Origin of the sequence: Planktothrix serta PCC 8927 (genome assembly GCF_900010725.2) — a bacterium.
GTDB lineage: Bacteria > Cyanobacteriota > Cyanobacteriia > Cyanobacteriales > Microcoleaceae > Planktothrix > Planktothrix serta.
The window spans coordinates 116,424-133,156 of record NZ_LR734869.1 but is presented as its reverse complement, the minus strand read 5'-3'; the positions used below and the strand labels follow the sequence as shown (position 1 = coordinate 133,156).

Sequence of the window (16,733 nt, the reverse complement as noted above, 5' to 3'; positions counted from 1 at the left end):
GGAAATTCAGGTAAGATTAAGTTAAAGTATTAGCTTTCAACTCTAAGCCAATTTCAGCCTAAACGATGACAACCGAGATCCCTTATCTAAGTCAATTATGGCGACGAATTGAAGCAGCACCAAAGCCAGTACCGGAAGATTCACTGTGGCTGCGGGTGTTGGTGCAATTATTAGTGATTGCAGGGATTGTGGCAACGGATGTTGCCATTGAGGAACCCCTAAATTTATGGGCAATTCCTGTCAGCATCTTGGGAGCAACCTGGAGTTGGTTTCGTCGTCGCCATCGGAATGTGCCTATTAAATTTTGTATTGCCATTGGAATGTTAGTTGCCCTCGCTGCGTTTTTTGGGCGACTATTTGGAGAAATGAATGATACGCGGTTAGCGTTGGCAAGATTATTAATTGAATTACAGGTTTTACATAGTTTTGATTTACCCCGTCGTCAGGATTTGGGGTATTCGATGGTGATTGGATTAATTTTAATGGGAGTAGCGGGAACTCTCAGTCAAACCTTGGCGTTTGGGCCTGTGGTGTTAGTATTTTTGGCTTTAGCTTTACCGACGTTAATTTTAGATTATCGCTCTCGTTTAGGGTTGGGAGATATTCAATTTCAGTTTAAAAAAACGAACACAGGGCAACCGGGAAGCGGGGTAAATTTTAAGTTAGTCGGGATTATTTTTTTAGTGGTTGTTTCCTTGGGATTAATGATTTTTGTGGCTCTTCCTCGGTTTCCCGGCTATCAGTTAAGAACGTTTCCGGTGAGTTCTCCGATTAAAATGCCACCCGGACAATTTGATGGCCGACAAGTTTTAAATCCGGGTTATGTGTCTTCGGGTAAAAATAATAATAATTCGGGTAGCGGTGAAAGTGGATTAAATCAGGAGACGGGAGCGGGAACGCTGAATGATACCTTTTATTATGGGTTTAATACAAAAATTAATCAGAATTTACGCGGAGAATTAAAGCCTCAAGATGTGTTAAGGGTGCGATCGCAAGCCAGGGGATTTTGGCGAGTGGTGGCTTTTGATCAGTATACGGGTCAAGGTTGGGAAATTTCTCGAAATAATAGAACTCTGACCTTAAGACGTTCAATTTGGTCGTATCAGTTTAATTTATTTCCGTTAATTAGTCAGGCGAAAACCCAAGAAGTGGTTCAGAGTTATACCGTACTTCAACAACTTCCAAGTTTAATTCCGGCGATGGATAAGGCGAAGGAAATCTATTTTCCGACGGAGGAAATTGCCATTGATCCCGATGGTAATTTGCGATCGCCTTTAGAACTTCGAGAAGGAATGACCTACACCGTGATTTCTCAAGTTCCCTATCGTAATCGTAACCAATTACAACAAGCGTCAACAAAGTATCCAGAAAATATTAAAAAATATTATTTACAAGTTCCTGATCCAATTCAGGAGAAAGTCAGGAAAAAGACGGAAGAAATTTTAGCCAGTGTGAATCAAGTTTCTACAAATAAGAAACCTTTAAATTCAACTTATGAAAAAGTTTTATATTTAGCGCAATATTTAAAGCAAAACCCCAATTATAAACTGCAAAAAGAACCGCCCTTTTTACGCAAAAATGAAGATTTAGTTGAAGCCTTTCTTTTCGGTTATCAAGATAGTCCCCCAGGAGAAAAAATAACCGGAGGCTACCCCGATCATTTTTCAACTGTTTTAACAATGATGTTACGTTCTATTGGAATTCCGGCGCGACTGGTGGCGGGGTTTAACTCAGGAGAATTTAATCCGTTTACAGGGTTATATGTTGTTAAAAATACCGATGCTTTTGCGATGACGGAGGTATATTTCCCCGAATATGGTTGGTTTGCGTTTAATCCGATTCCGGGGATGGATTTAATACCTCCTTCTATTGAAGAAGATCAAACTTTTAGTATATTAAAAGCGTTTTGGAATTGGGTTGCGGGTTGGTTACCTTCTCCAGTAGCAAATGGCTTACAAGCAATTTTAGGCGTTTTAATTTTATGGTTATTTCAAGCTATTACTGGGTTTTTTAGTTTATTTAGTCAGGGATGGTTAGGAATTTTTAGTGGATTAATTATCATAACTATTATTGCCTTTTTAGGATGGTTAAGTTGGGATATTTGGCGGGGTTGGCGCTATCGTCGTTGGTTGGCAAAATTGCCTCCTGAAGAAAGTATCTATCAACAACTCTTAGCCGTTTTAGCCAGTAAAGGTTATCCGAAACACCCCGCCCAAACTCCGTTAGAATATGCGGCTTGGTTACAGCAATATCATCCCATTGCGGAAGCGGAAGTGATTGATGAAATTTTTCAAACCTATATGCGTTGGCGATATGGCGGAAAGCCTGTTAATCTTGAACAAATGCGACAGTTATTACTTAATTTAAAAAAAGCACATTGGAAACGGTTAAAACAGCGAAACTGGTCTTGATAGATAAAAACATAATTTTTTGAACAAAAATTGAGATGAAAATCCTATCGGGTTTTGATTTAATCACATAAAGAGCGATGGCACAGCGTGCTGTTAGGCCGATCGCTGTCCTCAACTTCAATATTAGTTTGTAAATAATCCTTTACCCAATTACAAGCATAATCTAATTCATTTAAGGTTTTAATTTTGTTTAAATTCCATAACATCAGATTACCATCATCTCCTCCAGAAACTAAGAATTTACCATCCCCAGTAAACGAAACATTACCCACTGTTCCTCGATGTCCCGGTAAAGTATTCAGCAACTCTCCGTTTAAATTCCATAATCTCACCTGATTATCAATTGCACCCGTGGCAATTATTTGACTATCAGGACTAATAGCAACCTGCATTAAACCCTGACTCTGTACCTGAATTGTTTTGAGTAAGGTTCCATCTATTTTCCAAATTTTAAGGGTATCATCCAAACTAGCAGTAATAATCGAATTCCCATTAGGACTAAAAGCAAGTCCCAAAACCCCACTTTTCTGAACTGTAAGCGTTTTTACGGGTTTACCATCGGGTTTCCAAAGTTTGACTGTACCATCTTGGCTGGCTGAGGCTAAAAGTTGACCATCCTGACTAAAAGTTAATTGCCAAATTCGCTCCTGGTGAGCCCTAATATTGTGTAATAATTTGCCTTCTAAATTCCAGATTTTGATGGTTTTATCCTCACCCCCCGAAGCAATCTTTTTACCATCAGGAGCGATCGCCACAGCATAAATAGCAGCCTGATGTCCGGTCAAGGTTTGTAATAGTTTGATCGGCGATTGATTCTGATCTTCTAAATCCCAAAACTGAACCAGACCCTTAGTATTTACAGTCAGGATCATTCGACTATTTGGACTGAACCTAACACTGCGAAAACTAGACTCTGGTTGTTTGAGAGTTTGCCGCAGTCTGCCATCAGAATACCATAATTTCAGGGTGTCATCCTCACTGACACTGGCGATCCATTTCCCATCTGGACTGGTTGCGATTTGCCAAATTGCATCCTGATGACCGTAAAGGGGTTTCACCAAATCTTTATTATGTTGCCAGAGTTTCACTGTGCCATCATCACTAGCAGAAGCTGCCATCAAACCATCAGAACTCAGTGCCACATCTCGAACAGTAGTTAGATGCTGCTTTAAATCTCTAACAAAAGTTCCATCTATTTTCCAAATTTTAGCTCGATCATCTTTGCCACTCGTAGCAATATATTCACCCCGACAATCAACCCCTAAAATAGCTTCATTAGTAGGAATTGTTCTGATTAAAGTCCCGTCTATTTTCCAGATTTTAGCCGTGCGATCGCTACTCACTGAAACCAGTAAATTTGATTGAGAACAAAATGTCAGATCAAAAACACCATTCTGATGTCCTTTTAGGGTTTTCAGCAACCTGCCATCCCCACTCCAAAGTTTAATTGTCCGATCTAATCCGCCGGAAGCAATCATCTGACCATCAGGGCTAAAAGCGACCATCAAAACTGATAGTTGATGCCCGATTAATGTTTTCCACAATGTACCATCAATTCGCCATAATTTTACCGTTTTATCCGCACTGGCTGAAGCCATTAACTGACCATCAGGACTAAAAGCAACTCCCCGAATCATGCTTTGATGTGCCTGAATTGTTCTGACCAAAGTGCCATCAGCCCGCCAAAGTTTCATACTCCCATCGAAACTTCCTGAAACAATCAGGCGACTGTCAGGACTGAAAGCAATGTCAGACACTGTGGAGGGATGTTTTAAGGTTTGCAGTAACTTGCCATCTCGTTGCCAAATTTTAACGGTTTTATCTGCACTTCCGGTGGCAATTAATTGATCATCAGGACTAATCATAACACTCAGCACGGGACTATGATGACCGATCAAACGGTTAAATTCATTGTTATTATAAACCGTTTGTTTCAAGGCTTTTTCTACCTTTTCCCTGGTTTGTTGATCTACACCTCCTAAACTTTCTAATCTGCGTTTGGCTTTAATTGCTTCAATCATCGCATCTAATTGACGATTTGAAGAAAATAACCCTTCTGAGGAGGAAGTTAAGGCTTTAATTTCACTCATTCGGGCTTCTTTATATTGTCTAAAAGCAAAGAATCCTAGGCTAGAAGAGATCAGAAAAGCAATACTAATAGCCCCTAAGAATAATCGTTGTAATCGAGCAGTTTTTTGTTCCTGTTGTAAGCGTTTTTCTTGTTCAATAAATTTTGCTTCAATCGCTTTAGATCGTTCTGCTTCTAAATTTTGTTGGCTTTCTTTGCGGTCAATCTCCTGAGAGGAACTGAGAAACTGATAATCTAAATCACTTAAACTTTTTCCCTGCGCCCACTGTTGAGCATCTTTTAACGCCCGTCCTCTTAATAAACGAGATTCATCCTGTTGATCAGAAGTAATCCAAGCCTCAAAGGTTTGGGAATAGGGACGCAGTTTAGCTAATTGCTCTTGTACCCAAACCAAATTAAATACTTCTTGATAAATTAAGTTTCTGACTTTTAAAAATCCCTGATTTTTGATAATTAAACCGGACAAAAGCAGTTCAATTTGTTCGACATTATCCTCTATATCTATTTTAATTCCTTGTAGAATCTTTTGGTAAATTCCTAACAATCTTCCGGTGAATTGGGGGTTGTAAAGTAGGCGATCGCGGATGGTTCTTAAATGTTCGGGCTCATCTTGAGATTCCCATTTTTCAATAATTTGCGATCGCACGATTTTTTCAATCCAGAGGCTAGGACTATTGTGAGCAATTATATCTATTTTTGGAGGCTGATTTAATACGACTAATTTTAATAATTTCTGGGTTAAAAAAGGTTGCCCGTTTGTCCAATTTAAAACTTCTGGCAGAATGACTTCAGGGTATTCAAAAAATTCGATTAATCCTTGCGCTAAAGGGGCAACTTCTGCTAGGGTAAACCCGGTTAAATCAATGGCTGTGCCAATATTAAACGGGGTGCGGGTTTTATCAGCGATTAAATCCGAGGGAGTCACTACACCAAATAAGGCAAAGGTTAAACGTTGATATTCGGGATTAACGGCCCGTTGATTATAGCAATACCGAATTAAAGCAAAAAAGTCATCTATGGGAAAGTTTAAACTGAGAATACTATCAATTTCATCAATAAAAATACAGAGATTTTGTTCAGGAAATTGCTCAATTAATAAAATTTCTAAAAGTTCACTTAATTTTTGTAATAAAGAAATTCCCTCTTGTTCTTGCCACCAAATTTTAAAATTGAATTTAGCAAAACATCCAAATCCTCGTAATAAATCTACGACAATTCCTTTATACCATTGTAGCGGCGTGGTATCTTGGCTGCCAATTTGAGTTAGATCAATAACAGCACAACAATATCCTTCGGCTTCGAGTTGATGTTTGGTTCTAACTAATAAGGAGGATTTGCCCATTTGTCGGGAATTAAACACATAGCAAAATTCTCCCGCTTTTAAGGCGTTATACAGTTGGTGGTCACAGGAACGAACCACATAAGTAGGATCATTATTATGTAAACTACCGCCGACTTGATATTGACTTAGCATTATGGGATTTTATATTCTTAATTTAATTTAACGACATAAAGAGCGATCGCTTTCCTCAACTTCAATATTAGTTCGTAAATAATCTTTGACCCAATTACAAGCATAATTAAGATTATTAAGAGCGCGAATATTCTTTAAATTCCAGATAATTAATGAGCCAGGATCTCCCCCAGAAACCAAGAAGTTACCATCAGCAGTAAAAGCAACACTCATAACCATCCCTTTATGTTCAGGTAAAGTCGCCAATAATTCTCCGGTGGCACTCCATAACTTTACATTAGTATCAACTCCCGCAGTGGCAATTGTTTGACCATCAGGACTGATTGCCAGTCGGTCAAAACCTTTACCTTGACCGGGGATACTTCTTAATAATTTGCCATCTAACTGCCAAAATTTCAGGCTATCCTCTCGACTCGATGTAACAATGAAATTCCCTTGAGGATTAAAAGCTATTCCCCAAACTGAACTATTGTGAGGAAGTGTTGCCACTAATTTACCATCGGGTTTCCAAATTTTAGCCGTGCGATCGGCACTAGCCGAAGCGAGTAATTTACCGTCAGAACTAAAGGCTAACTTCCAGATAATTTCATTATGAGCTTTAAAGCTGTGCAGCAATTTCCCGTCAATATTCCAGATTTTAATAGTTTTATTATCTCCAGAGGCGATGATTTTACCATCAGGACTAATCGCCACAGCATTAATAGGTGATTCATGTCCAACCAAAGTTTTTAATAGTTTTATCTGTGATGTTTGAGGATTAGTCAAATCCCAAAGTTGTACAATTTTATTCAAGCCGCCTGTCACCAATATCTTACTATCTGGACTAAAAACTGCTGTCCGAAAAATAATTCCTTTGCCTTCAATAGTTTGCCAAAGTGTGCCATCAGACTGCCATAATTTGAGAGTTTGATCGTCACTCATCGACGCAATCAGTTTACCATCCCTGCTCGTTGCCACTTCCCAAATCGACTTGTGATGACCGACAAGTGATTTTAATAAAGAGTTATTGAGTTTCCAGAGTTTAATCATACCCTGATCGTTAGCCGCCACTTCCATCAAACCATCTGACCTAATTTTCATGTATCTAACAACACTATTAAGTCCTTTTAATTCTTCAATTAATGTGCCGTCAAATTTCCATTTTTTGATAGTATTATCCTCTTGAACTGTGGCAATGTATTTACCCTGACAATGAATGCCTCGAAAAATCAAATCGTTTTGAATTGTTGTGACTAAAGTACCATCTAGTTTCCAAATTTTGGCACTGTTATCCTCACTCACAGATGCCAGTAAATTTGTAGACGGACAAAATGTTAGATTCCAGATAGCATTTTGGTGTCCTTGTAGGGTTTTCAGCAATTTTCCGTCAAGGTTCCAGAGTTTAATTGTACTATCCCCTCCTGCGGAAGCAATAATTTTGCCATCTGGACTAAAAGCAATATTTTGAACAATATTTTTATGACCGATAAATGTTTTTAAAAGTCTGCCATCAATCGTCCACAATTTCACCTTTGCATCTCCACCTGATGAAGCAATGAGTTTACCATTGGGACTAAAAGCAACTCCCCAAGCGGGCCCTTGATGTGCCTGAAAACTTTTGATTAATGTACCGTCAACTCGCCAAAGTTTGACAGTTCCATCTACACTACTAGAAACCAGCAAGCGACTGTCAGGACTAAATACAACTCGCCAGATAGTTCCTGTATGTTTTAAGATATGGAGAAGTGTTCCATCGGGTTTCCAAATTCTAACGGTTTTATCTTCACCTCCTGTAGCAATCAACTGATGATCTGGACTGATATCAACAGCTGGTACACTGCCTTTGTGTCCGCTTAAACGGTTAAATTCATAGCTACCATAGACCGCTTTATTTAATACCATTTCGACATTTTGGGTTATTTCGCTATTAACATTTCCTAAACTTTCTAATTGGCGTTTAGCTTTAATCGCGGCGATCATGGCGTCTAATTGACGATTTGAGGTTAGCAAGCCTTCCGAAGCATAAGTTAAGGCTTTAATTTCGCTAATCCGGGCTTCTCTGTATTGTTTAAATGCCAATAATCCTAAACCAGAAGAAATCAGGAAGGCGATACTAATAGCCCCTAAAAATAATCGTTGTAATCGGGCTATTTGTTTTTCCTGCTGCAAGCGTTTGTGTTCTTCAATTAATTGCAATTCGATGGCTTTTGCTCTTTCTAATTCTAATTTTTGTTGAATTTCTTGGCGGTCAATCTCCTGAGATACACTGAGAAAATTATAATCTAAATCGCTTAAATTTTTTCCCTGTACCCAACGTTGAGCATCTTTTAACGCTTGTCCTCTTAATAAACGAGATTCATCCTGTTGACCCGATGCAATCCAAGCATCAAAGGTCTGGGAATAGGGGCGCAGTTTGGCTAATTGTTCTTGTACCCACTCTAAATTAAAGACTTCTTGATAAATTAAGTTTCTGACTTTTAAAAATCCCTGATTTTTGATGACTAAACCGGATAAGAGGAGTTCAATTTGTTCGGGGCTATCATTCGTTTTTATTTCCATTTCTTGTAGAATTGTTTGGTAAATTCCTAATAATCTTCCGGTCTGCTTTGAGTTATGAAGCAACCGATCTCGGATCGTTCGTAAATGTTCGGGTTCGTCCTGAGATTCCCATTTTTCAATAATTTGCGATCGCACAATTTTTTTAATCCAGAGGCTAGGACTATTGTGAACAATTACATCCGTTTTGGGGGGCTGATTTAATACCACTAATTTTAATAATTTCTGGGTTAAAAAAGGTTGCCCATTTGTCCAATTCAAAACTTCTTGAAGAATGACTTCAGGCTGTTCAAAAACTTCAATTAATCCTTGAGCCAATGGGGTAGCTTCTGCTAAGGTAAACCCGGTTAAATTAATGGCAGTGCCAATATTAAAAGGAGTGCGGGTTTTATCTTGAATTAAATCTGAGGGAGTCGCTACACCAAATAAGGCAAAGGTTAAACGTTGATATATGGGATTAACGGCTCGTTGATTATAGCAATACCGAATTAAAGCAAAAAAGTCATCAATGGAAAAATTAAGACTGAGAATACTATCAATTTCATCAATAAAAATACAGAGATTCTGTTCGGGAAATTGCTCAACTAATAAAATTTCTAAAAGTTCACTTAATTTTTGTAATAAAGAAATTCCCTCTTGTTCATTCCACCAGGCTTTAAAATTGAGTTTACCAAAACATCCAAAACCCCTTAATAAATCGACCACAATCCCTTTATACCATTGTAACAGAGTGGTATCTTGACTTCCAATGCGGGTCATATCGACAACTGTACAACAATATCCTTCCGTTTCAAGTTGATGTTTAGTTCTAACTAATAAGGAGGATTTGCCCATTTGTCGGGAATTAAACACATAGCAAAATTCTCCCGCTTTTAGAGCATTATAAAGTTCGTGGTCACTGGAACGTACCACATAGGTTGGGTCATTATTATGTAAACTACCACCGACTTGATATTGAGTGAGCATTTTTAATCTTTAATCAAAAATATTATTCTCTAATTGATTGACTTCAAACTGTCATCCTAGCAGTATAGCAAGTCTAAATCAGTTGTACATCAGACTCAAAATCCAATTCATCGTAGGGGCGAAGCGCGCCCATTTGTGTCAACTTAACGCTAAAAGTAGACGATCAAACCAGAATTCACGCGCTATCTGCTCCCAAGTCAATGATCCCCCCTAACCCCCTTAACAAGCGAGGGGACAGGAGATCCAAGTCCCCCTTTTTAAGGGGGATTTAGGGGGATCTAATCTTAGTTGTAATCACGGGTTTTCGGCTTAAGTTAACACCAATGAGCGCGCCTCGCCCCTACAAAGATATTGGGTTATTTTTTAGGATTAATAATCTTGATTATTATGAGTCTACAATCCATTTAGACTCGCTATAGAACAGATGTCCTATTTTATCAAAACAACCTCTTAGCTTTTGATTTTATCATGATATCTTTAAAATTATTGTTAATTTCTGCTAATCTCCATTTTTGCTAAGTACACTTTCCTCTTTATTGCAAATTTTGGAATTTCTTTATGATTAATTGCGGTAAAAGATTATCATTTTTTGATAAAATAGGATCAGTCTTAATTTTAATCTATTGTCCCCCATGAATCATAGTTTAATTGCAGAAGCTGAAGCTTGTCTTCAAGCATCTATTCGATTTTATAACGGTAAACCCGTCGGAACCGTTGCCGCCACGGAAAAGGTATTATTGGAAGAACAACTCAATTATAATGAATGTTTTATCCGAGATTTCTTTCCCTGTGGGTTGGCTTTTTTAATGCAGGGAAAACGAGACATTGTTAAAAACTTTTTAGAAGTAACTTTAGGTTTACAATTAGATTGGGAAAATCCTATTCCTGGGGAAGGATTATTTGCAGAGGTGCGCCAATCTCTCCTGACTCAAGACCCCCAAAATGGAGAATGGGTTAGACCGGGACAAGGGTTAATGCCTGCTAGTTTTTTAGTCGTTAATCAACAGGAAATCAAAGCGGATTTTGGTCAACGCGCCATCGGTCGGGTGACTCCCGTTGATTCGGGATTATGGTGGATTTTCTTATTAAAGGCTTATGAAAAAGCCTGTGATCAAGCCAATGTTCCCCAAGAAAAAATAGCCCAGCGTCCTGAATTTCAACGAGGAATTAAATTATTATTAGAGTTATGTTTAGCCAAACGCTTTGATATGACTCCAACCCTGTTAGTTCCTGAAGGCGCATTTATGATTGATCGACGCATGGGGGTTTACGGTCATCCGCTTGAGATTCAAGCGTTGTTTGTTATTGCTTTAAAAGTTGGATTAGAATTATTAAATCCCGAAGATATTGAAATTTTAGATTTAGAAAATCGATTACATCGATTAATTAAATATATTCGCCATCACTATTGGTTAGATCCGGGTTTGTTGCGTCGAGTTTTTCGCTATCAAACTGAAGAATTTGGAGAAACTGCCTTAAATAAATTTAATATTTATGCTAATACGGTTCCCGGTTGGGTATTACGATGGTTAGATCGCAAAGGTGGCTATTTAGTCGGAAATCTGGGAGTCGGTTGGCTCGATTTTCGCTTCTTTACTCAGGGAAATTTATTATCAATTATTAGTTGTTTAACCACACAGAAACAATCTCAAGCAATTTTAACCTTAATTGAGCAACAATGGTCAAGTTTAATTGGAGAAATGCCGATGAAAATTTGTTATCCAGCCGTGAGCGGACGAGATTGGGAAATTATTACCGGATGTGACCCGAAAAATGTGCCTTGGTCGTATCATAATGGCGGAAATTGGCCTGTTTTAATGTGGTCATTAACCGCCGCATCTGTAAAAATGGGTCAGGAGGCAATTGCTAATCATGCGATCGCTATTGCTGAAAAATATTTAGCCCATGATGAATGGCCGGAATATTATGATCATGAGGATGGAAAAATTATTGGTCGTCAAGCCAGACTCTATCAAACTTGGACAATTTCTGGCTATTTAGTCGCCCAATATTTACTCCAAAATCCTCAACATTTAGACTTAATTGAATTTTCATCTTCACCCGATAATTAATAGAAATTCTCTTCTCAATTTCTGAATCAATTAGACGAATGCAAACTGATCCGCTATGATAGACTCAACCTTACAGATTGGAAAGGTCACAGCTATTACAGACTCGAAACCCCCAACTGTTCGTTTCACTTCCGCTTAGGACTGAATCATGAAAGCACAAACCTATGATCGCATTAAAACCTTAGTGGATATTCCCGCAGATTTTGGAAAATCCCTAATTCCTAAAGGCACAATTGGAACGGTGATAGAATGTTATGAACGTCCTAAAGAAGGGTATGCTGTTGACCTAACAATTTTAAGTGAAACTGGAGAACCGGGATTTGAGTATGAAAATGTGATTCTTTACCCTGAGCAATTTTCAGTTGTGAGTGATACCCCAGAAAGGGGAAATTTTATTTCTGTATTTGGTGATATTAATTATGAAGTTCCTCAAGTTGTTCAGGAACAATCTACTCCCTCCGAACTCCCCAAAAATCTAGCCGATCAAGAGTTAGCTTAAATGGGAATTCAAGAAATCTGGTTTTTAGACAAATTACTGATTACTAATTCCGGGTGCGGGCGGGTTTTACTAGATGTTGATCAATTAACTAAAATCTTGATGAACCCGCCCCTACAAACTGATTACTGCTTACTAATTCCTGATATGAAACGCACATTAAAATTCGGTTTAAGTTTATTTCTGACGGGGTTAATTTTAGCGATCGCTTCCCAAAGTTTAGGATTATTTGAGAGCGACTTTAACCTCAGAATTCTCCACACCAATGATCATCATGCTCATTTAGACGCGATCACAACTAATGATACGCAACTGGGGGGAATTGCTCAACGAAAAACCTTAGTTGATCGTTTAAAAGCTGAAAATCCTACCGAAACACTGCTTTTAGATGCGGGTGATATTTTTCAAGGAACCTTATATTTTAATCAATATTTAGGTCAAGCAGATTTATCCTTTTATAATCAGATGAATTATCAAGCTGGAACCCTGGGAAATCATGAATTTGATCGCGGACAAGCTATTTTAGCTGATTTTATTAAAAAAGCGAAATTTCCTCTAGTTTCTGCTAATATAGAAGTAGCCGATAATTCGCCTTTAAAGGGTTTAGTTAAACCTTGGGTGATTTTATCAGTTAAAGGGGAAAAAATCGGAATTTTTGGTTTAACCGCAGAAGAAACCGCTAACCTCTCAAGTCCCGGTGAAGGCGTGACCTTTACCAATTCAATCGCATCCGCAAAGAAAGCGGTCGGAGAATTAAAACAACAAGGGATTAATAAAATTATTGGTTTAACTCATATTGGGTTTGAATCCGATTTCAATTTAGCAAAAAATGTTGATGATGTTGATATTATTATCGGCGGACATAGCCATACGCCGTTGGGTTCGATGCCGAATGCAAAACAACCCTATCCCGTTGTTACCAACACACCCAATGGAAAGACTGTTTTAGTGGTGACAGACTGGGAATGGGGGAAATATTTAGGGGATTTAAAAGTTAAATTTAACCCCAAAGGAGAGGTAATATCTTGGGAAGGTTTACCCCATGCAATAGACCATAAAATTCAACCGGATGGCAGTTTTTCTAAACAATTACAAGCTTTTTCAACCCCTTTAGATATCTTACGTCAAACGATTATTGGCAAAACATCCGTTTTATTAGAGGGAAGTCGAGAGCAAGTTCGCACCCAAGAAACTAATTTAGGAAACTTAATTACTGATGCCATCTTAAATAAATTAAGATCCGATGGGGCTCAAATTGCGATTCTAAATTCTGGAGCCATTCGTTCTAGTATTCCAGTAGGAAATATTAGCGTAAGTCAAGTTATAGAAGTGCTTCCCTTTGGGAATACGATTGCTCGATTAGACTTAACGGGAGAACAAGTTAAACAAGCCTTAGAACATGGCGTGAGTCAAGTGGAATTAGGAGAAGGGAGATTTCCCCAAGTCTCAGGACTTCGGTTTATTTATGACCCAAAAGCACCTGTAGGTTCTCGTGTGCTTTCTATTTCTATTATTGATCAAACTGGACTAGAAAAACCTCTGAATTTAACCGCAAGTTATCGGGTTGTTACCAATAGTTTTATGGTCAATGGTGGGGATGGTTATGAGGTGATGAAAGCCGGAAAAAATCAAGTTGATACTGGATTTCTGTTAATGGATGTAGTCATGGATTATATTAAAGCACAATTTAATATTAAGGTGAAATCAGGCGATCGCATTATTGTCAAACAATCATTATAGAGAAATAAGATTAAGCTAAAGCCCGTGACGAGGATTGAACTCGTGACTTCCTCCTTACCAAGGAGGTACTCTACCACTGAGTTACACGGGCAAAAAAAACTAAGAACAAAAAATTAAGACTTTATAGTTCCTAATTCTTAATTTTAGAGGTGGGCCGAGCTGGATTTGAACCAGCGTAGGCGTAGCCAGCGGATTTACAGTCCGCCCCCATTAACCGCTCGGGCATCGACCCATTTAATCAACAATTTTATATAGTAGCACAATCTCAGAAAATGTCTAGGGGTTTTGAAAAAAAAGTTTTTCCATCAGGTAGAAGGTGGGTCAGAACGCTGACGGCTAGGGGGTCTGCGGGATTGTTCGGGGGTTCGGTTTGGACGGGAGGTATTGCGGGGGCGTTGGGTGCGACTAGGAAAATCGCTCTCATCGTAAATTTCCCCGACTAACTCCTCCAAAATATCTTCTAAGGTGACTAAGCCAACAGTTCCCCCATATTCATCCACCACGATAGCCAGGTGTAGGCGCTGTTGTAGCATTTCCTTAAGCAAATCCCCCACCCGTTTGGTTTCGGGAACATAAACCGGAGGACTCATGGCTTCAGTAACCAAAATGCTGTTGCGTTCCTCCTCGTGGGTATGGGCTAATTGTAACGCCCGTTTTAAATGAACAATTCCAACAATTTCATCTTTCGATTCTCCCTGAACCGGAATTCGAGAATATCCTGTTTCTAAACACAATTCAATCACTTCGGGTAAGGTCGCCTGATGGGAAATTGTTCGCATTTCAATCCGGGGTTTAACAACTTCTCGCGCCATTAAATAATCCATCATCAACGCTTTATTTAAAAGTTGATGTTTTTGCAAATCTAACTGACCCCGACCGCCTAAAATTTCAATCATTAGCCGTAAGTCCTGTACCGATAATCCCTGCTGAACACCTCCGGGGCTAAACAGACGAATAATACTTTGAGTAATGGTTTCTAATAGGACAATTACCGGAGACAGAACAATCGACAACAGATAAATCGGCCGAACAATAGCTTTAAAAATCGGTAAAATGTTGTTAATTGCAAAGGATTTGGGGGTAATTTCTCCGAAAATTAGTACCAGAAACGTGACAACAGCCGTAGCAATTCCAATTCCAGCATTACCCAGCCAAATCGCAAATAAATTACTGGTGAGAATGGCTGAGAAATTATTAACTAGGTTGTTTCCCACTAACAACGTTGTGATAAATCGGGCACGCTTTTCCAAAACCAGGGTATACATTCCATTCGGGTCGCCCTGTTCTTTAATTAAAGCTCGCAGTTTTAAATTATCGAGGGCGGTAATCGCCGTTTCAGAACCAGAAAACAGGGCGGATAGAATCAACATGATGATCAAAACCAGGATATCGAGCCCAATATTTCCCAGTAAAGGCGAGGTTTCAGCAAGAGCAAATAGGGACTGAGAAGGAGAAGTTGCTAACACAACAGGATAAAGCCATCTAAAAAACTGTTTTGATTGTAGAGCATCGCCTTTGCTATCAGGAAATTTTATAGACTTAATTTGGCAACAAAGGACTTCCTGGGAAGGGGAAGTCCTTTGCTTACAATCTGTTGAGTTTTCTGTTTATGCCAACATTAAATAACGGTATTGTCACAAATTACCGCATTTTTCAGGATCACAATAATCCCACTGCGGATATAAAATCCTAAATCTTCCCGTTCCGCTTCTTGGACATCCTCTTTATTGATAATTTTGACATTGCGACCAATGCGAGCATTTTTATCAACAATCGCCTTCCGAATTACGGTATTAGAGCCAATCCCTAATGCGATTTCACCTTCCTGTAAACCTGATTGACGTTCTGAGAACGGTTGATAAAAGTCTGAACCCATGAGCAGGGTTTCTTCAATCACACATCCAGCTTCCACACGCGAACGTAATCCCAAAACTGAATGATCAATCCGACATTCTTTGAGAATACAACCCTCAGCAACAATGGATTCAGTAATGTGACAATCTAAGATTTTCGTGGGGGGTAAGTAACGAGAACGGGTATAAATCGGGGATTTTTCGTCGTAAAAACTAAAGGAAGGTTCAGGTTGTTGGGTTAAACCAATATTGGCATGATAAAAAGCCTCAATGGTTCCAATATCTTCCCAATAGTCTTTAAACAAATAGGCTTGAACGTTGAAATCCTCGGATGCGTTGGGAATTACTTCTTTCCCAAAATCCGTTTCTTGAGGCTTTTCATCTAATAGCTTAATCAAGACATCTTTGTTAAAGACATAAATCCCCATAGAAGCAATATAAGGATTTTCTTTCGCTTTTTCAGGAGATAAACCCAACATGGAGGTATCGACCTGCATTTGTTTCAGGGCGTCCCCTTTGGGTTTTTCGCTGAAACTGACCACTCGCCCAGAGTTATCCAGTTTCATTAACCCAAAATCAGAGGCTCGTTTTTCATCAATGGGTAATACGGAAAGGGTAATATCCGCATTCGTGTCTAAATGACGTTGGACAAATTCTCGATAGTCCATGCGGTAGAGATGATCACCGGATAAAATCAGATATTGGTCAACGTCCCATTCTTTAAACAGCCACAAATACTGACGCACCGCATCTGCTGTACCCTGGAACCAATTCGGGTTTTGGGTGGTTTGTTGGGCGGCTAATACTTCTGTAAAGCTATCATCAAAGCCAGAGAAGTTGTAAGCGCGAGCAATATGACGGTTTAAGGATGCTGAGTTAAACTGGGTTAAAACGTAGATTTTGAGTATTTCGGAGTTAATACAGTTACTAATGGGGATATCGATTAACCGATATTTCCCCGCAATGGGCACCGCAGGTTTGGCCCGCACTTTGGTTAAAGGATACAGGCGGCTACCCGCACCGCCACCGAGAATGATTGCTAAAACTCGTTTCACAAAAAATTACCTCTCAACTGCCAATAGTCTTCCCAAGTCCAG

At 39.0% G+C, this 16,733-nt stretch carries 8 protein-coding genes and 2 tRNA genes; 4 read left to right on the top strand and 6 right to left on the bottom strand.

Features of this window, described 5'->3' with window-relative positions; genetic code table 11:
* The first annotated feature begins 65 nt into the window (after window positions 1–65).
* On the top strand, window positions 66–2,411 hold the full coding sequence (locus PL8927_RS11450; RefSeq protein WP_083621375.1) for a DUF3488 and transglutaminase-like domain-containing protein: 2,346 nt from the start codon (window positions 66–68) through the stop codon (window positions 2,409–2,411).
* Window positions 2,412–2,470: 59 nt separating this feature from the next.
* Here PL8927_RS11450 and PL8927_RS11445 read toward each other — a convergent pair whose 3' ends face one another.
* On the bottom strand, window positions 2,471–5,974 hold the full coding sequence (locus PL8927_RS11445; protein ID WP_083621372.1) for a WD40 domain-containing protein: 3,504 nt from the start codon (window positions 5,972–5,974) through the stop codon (window positions 2,471–2,473).
* 27 nt (window positions 5,975–6,001) lie between these two features.
* Complete coding sequence (locus PL8927_RS11440) at window positions 6,002–9,475, bottom strand: AAA-like domain-containing protein (protein ID WP_083621369.1); 3,474 nt, start codon at window positions 9,473–9,475, stop codon at window positions 6,002–6,004.
* Between the two features lie 632 nt (window positions 9,476–10,107).
* Here PL8927_RS11440 and PL8927_RS11435 point away from each other — a divergent pair.
* The 3 genes from PL8927_RS11435 (at window position 10,108) to PL8927_RS11425 (ending at window position 13,783) form a co-directional block, all read left to right on the top strand.
* A complete protein-coding gene (locus PL8927_RS11435; RefSeq protein WP_083621367.1) occupies window positions 10,108–11,547 on the top strand; it encodes a glycoside hydrolase 100 family protein in 1,440 nt (479 codons plus the stop codon).
* Between the two features lie 148 nt (window positions 11,548–11,695).
* Window positions 11,696–12,046, top strand: a complete 351-nt coding sequence (locus PL8927_RS11430; RefSeq protein ID WP_083621364.1) for a DUF4926 domain-containing protein — start codon at window positions 11,696–11,698, stop codon at window positions 12,044–12,046.
* Window positions 12,047–13,783 carry a bifunctional metallophosphatase/5'-nucleotidase gene (locus tag PL8927_RS11425; protein ID WP_231505987.1) on the top strand — a complete coding sequence of 579 codons (1,737 nt, stop codon included), beginning with the start codon at window positions 12,047–12,049 and terminating at the stop codon, window positions 13,781–13,783. It begins immediately after the preceding gene.
* A 19-nt stretch (window positions 13,784–13,802) separates the two neighbouring features.
* On the opposite strand, the gene PL8927_RS11420 is transcribed toward PL8927_RS11425, so the two are convergent.
* The 4 genes from PL8927_RS11420 to PL8927_RS11405 all read right to left on the bottom strand — a co-directional run bounded on the left by PL8927_RS11420 (window position 13,803) and on the right by PL8927_RS11405 (window position 16,691).
* A tRNA-Thr gene (locus PL8927_RS11420) sits at window positions 13,803–13,874 on the bottom strand.
* 59 nt (window positions 13,875–13,933) lie between these two features.
* Window positions 13,934–14,015 (bottom strand) — tRNA-Tyr (locus tag PL8927_RS11415).
* Window positions 14,016–14,088: 73 nt separating this feature from the next.
* A complete protein-coding gene (locus PL8927_RS11410; RefSeq protein ID WP_083621972.1) occupies window positions 14,089–15,153 on the bottom strand; it encodes a hemolysin family protein in 1,065 nt (354 codons plus the stop codon).
* 248 nt (window positions 15,154–15,401) lie between these two features.
* Window positions 15,402–16,691, bottom strand: a complete 1,290-nt coding sequence (locus PL8927_RS11405; RefSeq protein WP_083621362.1) for a glucose-1-phosphate adenylyltransferase — start codon at window positions 16,689–16,691, stop codon at window positions 15,402–15,404.
* Between the last annotated feature and the right edge of the window lie 42 nt (window positions 16,692–16,733).

Bases quoted from the DNA above. Each gene is read 5' to 3' on its own strand.
- PL8927_RS11450 (WP_083621375.1), top strand. From the start codon at position 66: ATGACAACCGAGATCCCTTATCTAAGTCAATTATGGCGACGAATTGAA.
- PL8927_RS11445 (WP_083621372.1), bottom strand. From the start codon at position 5,974: ATGCTAAGTCAATATCAAGTCGGCGGTAGTTTACATAATAATGATCCT.
- PL8927_RS11440 (WP_083621369.1), bottom strand. From the start codon at position 9,475: ATGCTCACTCAATATCAAGTCGGTGGTAGTTTACATAATAATGACCCA.
- PL8927_RS11435 (WP_083621367.1), top strand. From the start codon at position 10,108: ATGAATCATAGTTTAATTGCAGAAGCTGAAGCTTGTCTTCAAGCATCT.
- PL8927_RS11430 (WP_083621364.1), top strand. From the start codon at position 11,696: ATGAAAGCACAAACCTATGATCGCATTAAAACCTTAGTGGATATTCCC.
- PL8927_RS11425 (WP_231505987.1), top strand. From the start codon at position 12,047: ATGGGAATTCAAGAAATCTGGTTTTTAGACAAATTACTGATTACTAAT.
- PL8927_RS11410 (WP_083621972.1), bottom strand. From the start codon at position 15,153: ATGTTGATTCTATCCGCCCTGTTTTCTGGTTCTGAAACGGCGATTACC.